The organism is Pseudomonas sp. GM78 (assembly GCF_000282475.1).
Classification (GTDB): domain Bacteria; phylum Pseudomonadota; class Gammaproteobacteria; order Pseudomonadales; family Pseudomonadaceae; genus Aquipseudomonas.
Window position 1 is genome coordinate 1 of sequence record NZ_AKJF01000023.1, and the last position, 13,145, is coordinate 13,145.

Annotated in this window: 11 protein-coding genes; 2 read left to right on the top strand and 9 right to left on the bottom strand. The window is 61.3% G+C overall.

The features are described 5' to 3' along the window. The 9 genes from PMI35_RS28955 to PMI35_RS34525 all read right to left on the bottom strand — a co-directional run. Window positions 1-546 (bottom strand): lipopolysaccharide kinase InaA family protein (locus PMI35_RS28955; protein ID WP_008055213.1); only part of this gene is annotated, 546 nt, incomplete at its 3' end. After that, complete coding sequence (locus PMI35_RS28950) at window positions 546-1,298, bottom strand: lipopolysaccharide kinase InaA family protein (protein WP_008055215.1); 753 nt, start codon at window positions 1,296-1,298, stop codon at window positions 546-548. The genes PMI35_RS28955 and PMI35_RS28950, both read right to left, overlap by 1 nt. Continuing rightward, complete coding sequence (locus PMI35_RS28945; RefSeq protein WP_008055216.1) at window positions 1,295-2,029, bottom strand: lipopolysaccharide kinase InaA family protein; 735 nt, start codon at window positions 2,027-2,029, stop codon at window positions 1,295-1,297. The genes PMI35_RS28950 and PMI35_RS28945 overlap by 4 nt, the downstream gene beginning before the upstream one ends. Then, the gene (rfaP, locus tag PMI35_RS28940) at window positions 2,029-2,835 is read right to left on the bottom strand and encodes a lipopolysaccharide core heptose(I) kinase RfaP (protein ID WP_008055217.1); all 807 of its coding nucleotides are present in this window, start codon (window positions 2,833-2,835) and stop codon (window positions 2,029-2,031) included. Before rfaP ends, PMI35_RS28945 begins: the two co-directional genes overlap by 1 nt. Next, the gene (locus PMI35_RS28935) at window positions 2,836-3,957 is read right to left on the bottom strand and encodes a glycosyltransferase family 4 protein (RefSeq protein ID WP_008055218.1); all 1,122 of its coding nucleotides are present in this window, start codon (window positions 3,955-3,957) and stop codon (window positions 2,836-2,838) included. Next, a complete protein-coding gene (gene waaC, locus PMI35_RS28930) occupies window positions 3,957-5,018 on the bottom strand; it encodes a lipopolysaccharide heptosyltransferase I (protein WP_008055219.1) in 1,062 nt (353 codons plus the stop codon). Before waaC ends, PMI35_RS28935 begins: the two co-directional genes overlap by 1 nt. Before the next feature lies 1 nt (window position 5,019). Then, complete coding sequence (waaF, locus tag PMI35_RS28925) at window positions 5,020-6,054, bottom strand: lipopolysaccharide heptosyltransferase II (protein ID WP_008055220.1); 1,035 nt, start codon at window positions 6,052-6,054, stop codon at window positions 5,020-5,022. A 306-nt stretch (window positions 6,055-6,360) separates the two neighbouring features. Continuing rightward, the gene (gene glnE, locus PMI35_RS28920; RefSeq protein ID WP_008055221.1) at window positions 6,361-9,300 is read right to left on the bottom strand and encodes a bifunctional [glutamate--ammonia ligase]-adenylyl-L-tyrosine phosphorylase/[glutamate--ammonia-ligase] adenylyltransferase; all 2,940 of its coding nucleotides are present in this window, start codon (window positions 9,298-9,300) and stop codon (window positions 6,361-6,363) included. Further along, window positions 9,297-9,611, bottom strand: a complete 315-nt coding sequence (locus tag PMI35_RS34525; protein ID WP_157295535.1) for a hypothetical protein — start codon at window positions 9,609-9,611, stop codon at window positions 9,297-9,299. Before PMI35_RS34525 ends, glnE begins: the two co-directional genes overlap by 4 nt. A gap of 72 nt (window positions 9,612-9,683) precedes the next feature. On the opposite strand from PMI35_RS34525, the gene aceE reads away from it, so the two are divergent. Then, window positions 9,684-12,329, top strand: a complete 2,646-nt coding sequence (gene aceE / locus PMI35_RS28915; protein ID WP_008055223.1) for a pyruvate dehydrogenase (acetyl-transferring), homodimeric type — start codon at window positions 9,684-9,686, stop codon at window positions 12,327-12,329. Window positions 12,330-12,340: 11 nt separating this feature from the next. Continuing rightward, window positions 12,341-13,145: biotin/lipoyl-containing protein (locus PMI35_RS28910; protein WP_008055224.1), on the top strand; the 805-nt coding region annotated here is incomplete at its 3' end.

Here is a 13,145-nt window from a genome sequence, read left to right on the forward strand (position 1 = left end):
TGGCTGCCCCGCCGTTTCGCTGCAGATCCCGGCGCCATCGATCAAGTACAGTCGATTGCCCTGGCGCAGCAGGTTGTCCAGGTGCAGGTCTTCCTGCCACAAACCCTTTCGATGCATTTGACCGATCGCGCCCAAGGCTTGCGCCAGCACGACTGACTGCGCATCGGCCAGCACCGGCAGGCCTTCCACCTGCTGCCAGGCATCACCGAGGCTCTGGGCACCTTCAAGGAATTCAAACAGCAGCCAACCACCCTCGCCGTCCTTCAGGCCGTCAGCCAACAGCAGTGGCGTGGTCAGGCCTTGGGCGGCGAGCAATCGCACGCCGTCCAGCTCGCGCTGGAAATGCCGCGCCGCCTTGCTACCAACCAGCAACTTGGCCAGCACTGGCCGACCGCGCCAGACGCCGGCACCGACATAACGCTGCCCGGGCAATACCCGCAACAGGGTCAGTAACTGCAAGTCCGCCGGCCCGGCAGCATCGGCCAGTGAAAGACTTAATGGCAGGTTCGGATGACGACCTGCGTTTTTCAGTTCGGACAAACGCATCAGCGCTTCTCCTTATGGCTGCGTCGCGCGGTCAGGCGCGTCAGCCAGCTATCGATCAGCGTGCTGTCCTGAGGCTGATCGAGATAGGCGGCCAGCAAAATGCGCAGCTGCGCCTCGCTCCATTCCGGCGCCCGACGCAGCAGCGGCTCCAGATCCTTGACGCGATCGCGCTGACCGAACAGGAGCGGCCGGGTTTTTTCCAGATCGATCAGTTGCGCCTGGTAGCCGTCACCGGTGGCGCACAGAAAAATATGCTTGGGGTAAAAACAGCCATGCACCTGACGCTTGCCGTGCAGGCGCCGCGCCAGTTTTCCGCAGGCTTGCAGTATCGCGATATGTTGCGCCTCGCCGAGATCCGACCAGCGCTGCAACAGCGAGTCCAGGTCATCCCAACCGTCCAGGGCGCGAGTCAGGAGAATCGCCCGGACTTCGCCGTCGACCTTGCGCTCACCGAAGAACGCCGCCTTGAGTGCGGGTATGCCGAGCTTTTCGTAGCGGCTGATGTTGCGAAATTCGCGGGCAAAACTCGGCTCGCCAAAGGGTGCGTGCAAGGTGTGCATCTGATAGTTGCTCTGACGCTTGAGGTAGAAACCCTGACCCTCCAGATCCAGCCTGAACACGCTGCTCCAGCCACCACGCAGGGTGTTGGGTTCGTCCACGGCATCGAGCTGCCGGGCCCAGAGCGCATCGAAAGTGCCGAGGCCGTGGCGCTCAAGCAGCGCACGGTCTTCAGCGGCCAGAAAATCAGTCATTCGCGTCCCTCGAAAAATCTCACCACGTGCCGGATGCGCTTTTTATCGGCGGCATTGAGCCGCCTGCATTGGCGGTATCGCAGGTAAAAGCGCAAGCGCTGGGTAGCCGACAGTTGATACTTGGCGACCTTGTCCAGGCAGGCCAGGTCCTTGGTGATTCGGTACTTGAGCCAGAAACCGCTCCAGAAATCACCGTTGGGGCAGTCGATCAGGAACAGGCGGGCCTGATCGTCGACCAGCAGGTTGCGCCACTTCAAATCGTTATGGGTAAAGCGATGCTCGTGCATCGTGCGGGTGTAACTGGCCAGTTGCCGGCTGATGCAGTCGACCCAGGCACGGTCTGCCAGTTTCGCATCGTGCCGCTCGGCCAGCGCAGACAAATCTTCTGTACGTGGCAGTTCGCGAGTGATCATCGCCCCACGATCATAGGCCACACCACGACGCTCCAGGCCCCAGGCCACGATCTCCGCGGTAGGGATGCCCCATTTGGCGAAGCGCTTGAGGTTCTGCCACTCCATTTTCACGCGCGGCTTGCCCAGGTAGCGGCGCAAGCCCTTGCCCGCGCCCACGTAGCGCTTGACGTAATAGTTGACGCCATTGCGCTGGACGCGAATGACCTCCGACAACGGATCTTGGGTCAGGCGCTCGCCTTGCAGCGCAAACACGGCATCGAGGCTACCGAAGTCTTCTGCCAGATCGTTGTAAGCAGGCTCCAGCCTCCAACCCGCCATCAGAGCGCGTCCCCGTATCGTTGTTTACGCTCGTAAAGCTTGTTGGCCTTGCCTTCGAGCCAACTCAACAGCCCGGCTTCTTCGCTCAGGATCTGTCGCAGCGGCTGCTGGAAATAGCCTTTGAGGAAACGCAGCTTGTCGCGCCGGGTCAGGCCGATATCCAGGGCGGAAAAATACAGCGCCGCCAGATCCTTGTTGCGCCAGCGCGCGGTGATCGTCGGACGGGTCTGGGCGCGGTGCAGGTCGATCACCGAGAGTTTGAAATCGTCCGCGGTCACCGGCTTGTCGGTGTGCAGCAGGAAGTGGCAGATGTAACAGTCACGATGGTTGACCCCGGCACGGTGCATCATGCCGGTCATGCGCGCCACTTCGGCGATCAGCGCACGCTTGAGCCTGGGCTCGGGCGGCTGCTTGATCCAGTTGATGCTGTAATCTTCGAGGCTGACCGTCGGTGCCAGCTCTTCGGTGACGATGAACGAGTGCTGGTCCGCCGGATTGCTGCCCTTCTCGCCATAAGCGACGGCGGTCATGGTCGGCACACCGACTTCCTGCAGGCGCTGTATGGCCTTCCACTCCTGGCCAGCCCCCAGAACCGGCAGTTTGGCGGTGAGCAGGTTCTTGAAGATTTCGCCCCAGCCGATGCCACGATGGATCTTCACGAAAAACCCGTTGCCGTTCACCTCGGTACGCAGGGTTCGGCGAGCTTCGAGCTCACGGTACACCTCGCCCTGCAAGCCCTCGACTTCGGCGAACGGGTCGCGTCCGGCCCAGAGGCTTTTGAACGGTTCAGCCAGCATCAACTTCATTTAAGCGTGCTCCGCCAGAATCACATCGGCCGCGTGTTGCGGCATGCTGTAGAGGTCGGCCGTCTCGGCGAAGGCCACACCGTTGCGACTCCAGGCCGCCCTTGCTTGAGCGTCGTTCAACATACCGGTCAGGTACTGGGTCAGTTGGGCTTGATCGAACGGCTCGTCCAGCACCAGGCCGGCATCGGCCTCGGCGATGTAATGGGCGTACCCGCATACCGCCGTCACCAGCACCGGCAAACCGGCCACCAGCGCTTCGAGCAGCACGGTACCGGTGTTTTCGTTGTAGGCCGGGTGGATCAACAGATCGGCGCCCAACAGGAAACGCGGGATATCGCTGCGGCCCTTGAGGAACGTCACGTTGTCACCAAGCCCCAGCGTGGCGCTCTGCATCTGGAATAACTTGGGGTCGTCCTGGCCAATTACAAACAGCCGGGTGCGCTTCTTCAGATCAGCGGGCAACGCGGCCAAGGCCTTGAGGCTGCGATCCACGCCCTTGGTCTTGAACCCGGAGCCGATCTGCACCAGCAGCAAGTCATCGTCCTTCAGATTGAATTCGGCGCGGAACCCCGCGCGAATCTCGTCCGCATCCGCCGGCCGACGACGATCCTGGGCAATGCCTGGCGGCAGCAGGTGGAAGCGCTCCAGCGGCGTGCCGTAATGCTTGATGAACAGCGGTTGCTGGACCTCGGAAATCATCAGCACTTCAGTCTTGGCATCCTTGGCAAACACCGCGCGCTCGTACTCGGCGAAATGGCGGTAGCGCCCCCAGCGCCGGTACAGCGAATTGCGCAGGTTCTGCGCCTTGTCTTCGAAACAGCCGTCCGCGGCGTAGTAGACATCCAGGCCCGGCATCTTGTTGAAGCCAATCAAGCGGTCGACCGGACGCTTGGCCAGGTCGGCTTCCATCCACTCGCTGAGCTTTTCATTGCGCCGATGGTTGAAGAAGGCCTTGACCGGCGCCACCAGGACTTCGAAGCCCGGCGGCACCTCGCCTTCCCAGATCAACGTGTAGACGCGGATCTGGTGACCACGCTTCTGGCACTCCAGGGCGATGCGCATGAAATCGCGCTGCAGGCCACCAAAGGGAAAGTATTTGTACAGGACGAATGCCAATTGCATCAGCGCAGCTCCTCAGCCAGTAATAACGTGCTCAGTCGGCTCGCGACACGCTCGGGATTCAGACGCGTGAAGCACAAAGGCCACTCGCGTTTCAGGTCAAACCGACTGGCATCTTCGGCCGTCGGTTGATAAGTGCATTTCTTTTGCAGGCACGGCGCGCAGGGGAAGTCGCTGGCCAGGTGAATCTGCGACTTGCCGTAGGCCCCGGTCAGGCCCGGATTGGTCGGGCCGAACAGCGACAGTGTCGGCACATCGAGGGCCGCGGCCAGATGACCGAGACCGGTGTCCACCGCCACGCAGGCTTGCGCGCCAGCCAGCACCTTGCCGACCCCGGCCAGGTTCAGCTTGGGCAATACCTCGGCGTGCTTGAAGCCGGCAGCGATGCGCTCGGCGCGGGCCTTCTCCGCCGGGTTGCCCCACGGCAATTTTACGCCCACGCCAAGATAACCGACCCGTTCGGTCAGCTCGCGCCAGTAGGCTTCGGGCCAGTGCTTGGTGTCCCAGGTGGTGCCATGCAGGAACACCACATACGGGTTCTTGCGCGGCAGTTCCACCAGGCGTTCGACGCTCAGGCCGTAGTCGCCCAGCCCCTTGGGCAAGTCGTAACCCAGGGCGATGGCGAACAGCTGACGCACTCGCTCTACCGCATGCTGGCCGCGGGCAACCGCCAGGCGCCGATTATAGAAACGCGCAGCGATGGGCTCGCGCGCTGAACTTTTATCGAGTCCGGCCACCGGGGCTTTCACATACCGGGTCAGCAAAGCGCTTTTGAGCAGGCCCTGGGCATCGATGACCAGATCGTATTTCGTGGCGCGAAGGCTTTGCTTGAAGCGCTTCCACTCGCCACTCTTGATGGTCTGCCAGAGGTTCTTGCGCCAGCGACGGATCGCCACCGGAATCACCTTGCCCACCGCCGGGTGCCAGGTCGGAATTTCGGCGAAGCCTTCTTCCACCACCCAGTCGAACGTAATGCCGGGGATGGCACGAGAGGCATCGGTCAGCGCCGGCAGCGCATGAATCACGTCGCCCAGCGATGAAGTCTTGATCAGCAGTACGCGCAAACTATTTGACCTCGACCACAGTGCCCTGCAAACGCTCCAAGGCTTCGTTCACCGCCTGCGGCATCAGCTGGCGCAGGCAGTTGTAATGGCCGAAACGGCATGTGCGATCGAAGCATGGGCTGCATTCGATGCCCAGGCGCACGATCTCGACATGTTCAGCCAAGGGTGGCGTGAAGCCCGGCGACGTCGAGCCGTAGACAGCCACCAGCGGGCGGTTCAGCGCGGCGGCGACGTGCATCAGGCCGGAGTCGTTGGACACCACCGAATCGGCGCAGGAGAGCAAATCGATGGCCTCGGCCAACGAGGTGCCGCCACTGAGGTTCACCGACTCTTCACGCAAGCCGGGAATCAGCCGCGAACGGATGTCTTCACCCACGGCATGATCGTTTTTCGAACCGAACAGCCAGACCTGCCAGCCCTCGCGAATCTTCGTTTCGGCCACCTTGGCGTAATGCTCGGACGGCCAGCGCTTGGACTCGCCGAACTCGGCACCGGGGCACAGGGCCAAGACCGGGCGGTCGAGGGCCAGGCCAAACTTGGCCAAGGCTGCCTCGCGCGTCACCGGGTCGATTCGCAGGCTCGGGCGCGGGTAAGGCGTGGGCAGTTCAACGCCAGGCTCGTAGGCCAGGGCCATGAAGCGCTCGATCATCAATGGGTAACGCTCTTTATCCAGCGTGCGCACGTCGTTGAGCAGGCCGTAGCGGAACTCACCACGCCAGCCGGTGCGCTTGGGAATGCCGGCAAAGAACGGCACCAGGGCCGACTTCAGGGAATTGGGCAACAGGATCGCCTGGTCGTACTGGCCGGCCAGGGATTTGCCGATACGCCGACGCGTCGCCAGCTCCAGTGCGCCGTGGCCGAGCGGGAAGCTCAAGGCCTGGCGAACTTCGGGCATGCGCTCAAGAATCGGCCGGCTCCACTCGGGGGCCAGCACGTCGATTTCGCATTGCGGGTGGCGTTGCTTGAGACACTGAAACAGTGTCTGCGCCATCACCATGTCACCGACCCAACTGGGCCCAACGATCAGAATTTTCATGTGGTTTCCATAAACGAACCGGGGAGGCTTATGCCTCCCCGCCTCGAGAATTTCTGCAGGGGCATGCATGCTTGCGATGGGTCATTACCTTCAACATTACTGTCGACTGTCACTCCGCTATCGCGAGCAGGCTCGCTCCTACATTGGGTCTTGGTGTACATCGATCTGCCTTAAAGCGCAGATCTATTGTGGGAGCGAGCCTGCTCGCGAAGGGGCCATTTCTTCCAACAGTGATGTTGGCTGTCATTCCGCCTTCGCGAGCAGGCTCGCTCCCACAATGAGTGCTGGATGTTTCAAATATTCCGTTCAGCCTAGCCCCAACTCACGCCAGATCCGCATGACCTGCCTCCGTTCGTCCGCGAACTGGTCGCCCGGTATCACCCCGGCATTCTTCTGCAAGGCCTGCCGGTGGGCGGCGGAGCGGTAAGCTTTATAGGCTTCACGCAACAGGCTGGCGTCCTCGACGGGCATCAACCCCGCTTTCTCCAGCTCTTCCAGAATGCGGATGTTGTCCGTCCAGCGCAGCAGTGGCGGGTGTGTTTCGGACCAGGCCAGAGCCGCGTATTGCACCATAAATTCAATATCGACGATACCTCCGGCGTCCTGCTTGAGGTCGAAGGGCGCCGTGGCTTCGAAGGCATTTGCCCCGGTGCCGGCCGCCGTACTCTTGCTGCCCAGGTTGTCGCGCATCTTGGCGCGCATCTCGCTGACCTCCTGGCGCAGGGTCGGCAGATCACGCGCCTTGCCCAGGATCGCCGCGCGAACCTGCTCGAACGCCCGGCCGACATCCTCGCTGCCGACCAACACCCGCGCCCTGACCAGCGCCTGATGTTCCCAGGTCCAGGCTTCATTTTCCTGATAGCGGGCAAATGCCCCCAGCGAACTCACCAGCAACCCGGAGGCACCGGACGGACGCAGGCGCATGTCGACTTCATAGAGCTGACCGGAGTTGGTCTGCGCCGTGAGCAAGTGAATGATCCGCTGCCCCAGCCGGGTGAAAAACTGCGCGCCGTCGATCGACTTCGGCCCGTCGGTTTCCGCCTGTGGATCGCCATCATGGATGAACACAAGGTCCAGATCCGAACCATGCCCCAATTCCAGGCCACCGACTTTCCCATAACCGACAATGATGAAGCCGGGGTCGCACAAGGTGCCGTCGGTGCGCAGCGGCGTGCCGTACTTGGCGACCGTTTGCCGCCAGGCCAGGGCGAGCACTTGTTCCAGAATCGCTTCGGCGAGCCAGGTCAGGTAATCGCTGACTTTCATCAGCGGCAGGCTGCCGGCGATTTCCGAAGCGGCGACCCGCAAGCGGTGCGCCAGTTTGAAATGACGCAAGGCTTCCATTTGCTGCTCGAGGTCGTCCTCGGGAATCCGGGTCAGGCGTTCGCGCAACTCGGCGGCCAGCTCCGGTGCCAACGGCGGTTTGAACAGCCGGCCTTCGTTGAGCAACTCATCGAGCAGCAACGGAAAGCGGGTGATCTGTTCGGCGATCCATGGACTGGCCGCACACAAGGTCAGCAAGCGTCGCAAGGCACCGGGATTTTCGGTCAGCAGCACCAGATAGGCAGATCGCCGCGCCACAGCTTCAACCAGTGGCAATACCCGCTCCAGCACCAGATCAGGATTGGCATGCTCTACGGCCTGAGCCAGCAAGCGAGGAATAAAGGCATCAAGACGCTCGCGCCCCAAGCGCTGCATGGCGCGCAACTGCGGGCTACCGCGCAGGCTGGCCAAGGCTTTCAGTGCCTTGGTGGCATCGGCGAAACCGCCTTCCTGCAACTGTCGGCAGGCAGCTTCTTCATCTTGAGCCTCTTCCCACAGCGGCAGCCATTCACCACCGACCACCACTTCGCTTTCGGCGCCCTGCTCTTCGTCAGGGTCAGCGATCACCTGAGCGAAGTGCCAGGCCACGCGGCCGCGCCAGTACATCAGGCGCTCATGAAACGCTGGCCAATCGGCGAAGCCCAGCATGAAGGCAATGCGCGCCTGATCCTGAGCGCCGTCGGGCAGCATTTGCGTCTGGCGATCGGCAATCGCTTGGATCGCATGTTCGGTGTAGCGCAGGAATTCGTAGCCTTCGCGCAGTTCATTGATCACCGCTGGCGGCAGATAACCCTGACCTTCGAGCGTACCCAGCACTTTTAATAGTGGACGCTGTTGCAGGCTCAGATCTCGACCGCCGTGAATCAGCTGGAAGGCCTGGGCGATAAACTCCACCTCGCGGATTCCGCCGGAGCCGAGCTTGATGTTGTCGGCCATGCCCTTGCGCCGCACTTCCTGCTGGATCAGCTGCTTCATGGTACGCAGCGCTTCGATGGCGGAAAAATCCAGATAGCGCCGGTAAACGAACGGTCGCAGCATGTCTTGCAGTTGCGCACCGGCCACTTGGTCGCCGGCCACCACGCGCGACTTGATCATCGCGTAGCGCTCCCAGTCGCGACCCTGGTCCTGGTAGTACTGCTCCAGCGCATTGAAACTCAACACCAGCGCACCCGAAGAACCGTATGGGCGCAGGCGCATGTCGACGCGAAACACGAAACCGTCGACGGTCATCGGGTCCAGGGCCTTGATCAGGCGCTGGCCGAGACGAATGAAAAATTCCTGGTTATCCAGGGGGCGCTTGACCCCGACGGTTTCGCCGCCTTCGGGATAGGCGAAGATCAGGTCGATGTCCGACGACAGATTGAGTTCCACCGCACCCAGCTTGCCCATGCCGAGGACGACCATCTGCTGCGGCTCGCCGCTGCGCCGGCCGGTGGGCACGCCGAACTGTTGGCAATGGCGGGCGTACAGCCACTGATAGGCCAGGTCGATGCTGGCATCGGCCATGTCCGAGAGGTCGCGGCAGGTCTGGACCAGATCGGCCTGGCGGGTCAGGTCGCGCCAGATGATCCGCACCTGGTGGCGCGCGCGCTGGCGGCGCAAGGCACGAGCGAGTTGATCGTCTGTTTCCGCGGCGTCCACGGCGGCGGCAATTTGCGCGCGCATCTCCCCGGGGGCGAGGCTGCGGTCGAGTTCGCCGGACTGCACCAGCGCCAGCAACAGCAGTGGGTCACGCACACTTTGCTCGATGACAAAGTCGCTGGCCGCTGTGACGCGGGCAAATTGCGCCCAGCGTTCAGCGGTCCAGGTGGACAGCCCGTGATCATCGTCCAGCGCGCTGACGGCAGCACGGAACGACTGCTCGGCGCGGGTGACCAACGGCAACAGGATGGAAGGCAGGTCGGCAAGCGTAGGCAGGCTCATGGTCTATCCTTGATCGGCGTGTAACGGGCTGCATGTAGTGAATCTCGCAAACCCACTACCTGAAGGAGTGTCGAACAAAAGTTAGAAATAGCTGAAAATTCTTTTTTATTGGCAGCCAACATCAAGCTTTCACCTTTTTCGGTTGGTAAAAGACCAACCTTAACGATTATTCTCACAACGCAGCCGGGGGCCACAAGCCGCTCATCTGTAGTTTTACTACTCGTATATACATTAGCAAGGCTGAAATGCCGGATGATTTGTAGTAAAACTACACACCGCCGGAACAACCTATCGGCAATCCAAGAATTCATAACGTCTGCCCACAAGGCCAGTCGCTAACTCAGGCAACCGATTCTGGTAGCCTTTCCGCCCTGGAGCAAGCCATGCAAGACCTCGATCCCGTCGAAACCCAGGAATGGCTGGACGCCCTGGAATCGGTTCTCGACAAAGAAGGCGAAGACCGTGCTCACTATCTGATGACCCGTATGGGTGAACTCGCGACCCGCAGCGGTTCGCAGTTGCCTTACGCCATCACCACGCCTTACCGCAACACCATCCCGGTAACCCACGAAGCACGCATGCCTGGCGACCTGTTCATGGAACGCCGCATTCGCTCGCTGGTGCGCTGGAACGCGATGGCCATGGTAATGCGTACGAACCTGAAAGATTCTGACCTCGGCGGTCACATCTCCAGCTTCGCTTCCAGCGCGACCCTGTATGACATCGGCTTCAACTACTTCTTCCAGGCCCCGACCGACGAACACGGCGGCGACCTGATCTACTTCCAGGGCCACACCTCGCCAGGCGTTTACGCCCGTGCATTCATGGAAGGCCGCATCACCGAAGACCAGATGAACAACTTCCGCCAGGAAGTCGACGGTCAGGGCTTGTCGTCCTATCCGCACCCTTGGCTGATGCCTGACTTCTGGCAGTTCCCGACCGTATCCATGGGTCTGGGCCCGATCCAGGCGATCTACCAGGCACGCTTCATGAAGTACCTGGAACACCGCGGCTTCATCCAGCCAGGCAAACAGAAAGTCTGGTGCTTCCTGGGCGACGGCGAGTGCGATGAGCCGGAATCCCTGGGCGCCATCTCCCTGGCCGGCCGCGAGAAGCTCGACAACCTGATCTTCGTCATCAACTGCAACCTGCAGCGCCTCGACGGCCCGGTTCGCGGCAACGGCAAGATCATCCAGGAACTCGAAGGCGTGTTCCGCGGTGCTCAGTGGAACGTGACCAAAGTCATCTGGGGCCGTTTCTGGGACCCACTGCTGGCCAAGGACGTCGACGGCATCCTGCAACGCCGCATGGACGAAGTCATCGACGGCGAGTACCAGAACTACAAAGCCAAAGACGGCGCGTTCGTGCGTGAACACTTCTTCAACACGCCTGAACTCAAGGCGATGGTCGAAGACCTGTCCGACGACGAGATCTGGAAACTCAACCGTGGCGGCCACGACCCGTACAAGGTCTACGCGGCGTACCACGAAGCGGTCAACCACAAAGAGCAACCAACCGTCATCCTGGCCAAGACCATCAAGGGTTATGGCACCGGTGCCGGCGAAGCGAAGAACACTGCGCACAACACCAAGAAAGTCGACGTCGACAGCCTGAAGTTGTTCCGCGATCGTTTCGACATCCCGGTCAAGGACGAAGAGCTGGAAAACCTGCCGTTCTTCAAACCGGAAGCAGGCAGCGCCGAAGCCCGTTACCTGGCCGAGCGTCGCAATGCGCTGGGCGGTTTCGTACCACAGCGTCGCGCACAAAGCTTCAACATCCCGACCCCGCCACTGGACACCCTCAAGGCGATCCTGGACGGCTCGGGCGACCGTGAAATCTCCACCACCATGGCCTTCGTGCGGATTCTCGCGCAGCTGGTCAAGGACAAGGAAATCGGCCCGCGCATCGTGCCGATCATCCCGGACGAAGCCCGTACCTTCGGTATGGAAGGCATGTTCCGTCAGTTGGGCATCTACTCCTCCGTCGGTCAGCTCTACGAGCCAGTCGATAAAGACCAGGTGATGTTCTACAAGGAAGACCAGAAGGGCCAGATCCTCGAAGAAGGCATCAACGAAGCGGGCGCCATGAGCTCCTTCATCGCTGCCGGTACTTCGTACTCCAGCCACAACCAGCCAATGCTGCCGTTCTACATCTTCTACTCGATGTTCGGCTTCCAGCGTATCGGCGACCTGGCCTGGGCCGCTGGCGACAGCCGTACCCGTGGTTTCCTGATCGGCGGTACCGCAGGCAGAACCACCCTCAACGGTGAAGGCCTGCAACACGAAGACGGTCACAGCCACCTGTTGGCTGCCACCATCCCGAACTGCCGCACCTACGATCCAACCTACGGCTACGAGCTGGCGGTGATCATCCAGGACGGCATGAAGAAGATGACCGAAGAGCAACAGGACGTCTTCTACTACATCACCGTGATGAACGAATCCTACCAGCAGCCAGCCATGCCGGCCGGTGCCGAAGAAGGCATCAAGAAAGGCATGTACCTGCTCGAGGAAGACAACCGCGAAGCGGCGCACCACGTTCAGCTGATGGGCTCCGGCACCATCCTGCGTGAAGTCCGTGAAGCAGCGAAGATCCTGCGTGAACAGTTCAACGTCGGCGCCGACGTGTGGAGCGTCACCAGCTTCAACGAACTGCGTCGCGACGGCCTGGCCGTTGAGCGCACTAACCGTCTGCACCCTGGCCAGAAGCCTAAGCTGAGCTATGTGGAAGAGTGCCTGAACGGCCGTCAAGGTCCGGTCATTGCCTCTACCGACTACATGAAACTGTTCGCCGAGCAGATCCGTCAGTGGGTACCGTCCAAGGAATTCAAAGTCCTGGGCACCGACGGTTTCGGCCGCAGCGACAGCCGCAAGAAACTGCGTCATTTCTTCGAAGTCGACCGTCATTTCGTGGTGTTGGCAGCCCTTGAAGCACTGGCTGACCGTGGCGATATCGAACCTAAAGTGGTGGCTGAAGCCATCGCCAAGTTCGGGATCGACCCGGAAAAACGCAACCCACTGGACTGCTGAGGAGAGATTCTGTGAGCGAACTCATTCGCGTACCTGACATCGGCAGCGGTGAAGGTGAAGTAATTGAACTGTTTGTGAAGGTCGGCGACCGTATCGAAGCCGACCAGAGCATCCTGACACTTGAGTCGGACAAGGCGAGCATGGAAGTGCCTGCGCCGAAGGCCGGTATCATCAAGAGCTTGAAAGTGAAGCTGGGCGATCGCCTGAAAGAAGGCGACGAACTGCTGGAGCTGGAAGTCGAAGGTGCAACTGCTGCCCCTGCGGCTGCCGCTGCTCCTGCTACGAAAGCAGAGGCAGCACCAGCTGCTGCTCCTGCACCCGCCGCGCCTGCCGCAGCTCCGGCTGCCGCTTCGGTTCAGCAAGTGCACGTGCCGGACATCGGTTCGTCGGGCAAGGCCCAGATCATCGAGATCCAGGTCAAGGTCGGCGACACCGTCGAGGCTGATCAGTCGCTGATCACCCTGGAATCCGACAAGGCGAGCATGGAGATCCCTTCGCCTGCCGCTGGCGTGGTCAAGGCCATCAGCGTCAAGCTCAACGACGAAGTCGGCACTGGCGACCTGATCCTGGACCTGGAAGTGGCGGGTGCTGCGGCACCGGCTGCTGCCGCTCCGGCCCAGGCTGCTGCTCCAGCCGCTGCCGCTGCACCAGCACCGGCCGCAGCGCCTGCTGCACCGGTTGCCGACAGCGTTCAGGACATCCACGTTCCGGACATCGGTTCGTCGGGCAAGGCCAAGATCATCGAAGTCCTGGTCAAGGCCGGCGACAGCGTTGAAGCCGACCAGTCGCTGATTACCCTGGAATCCGACAAGGCGA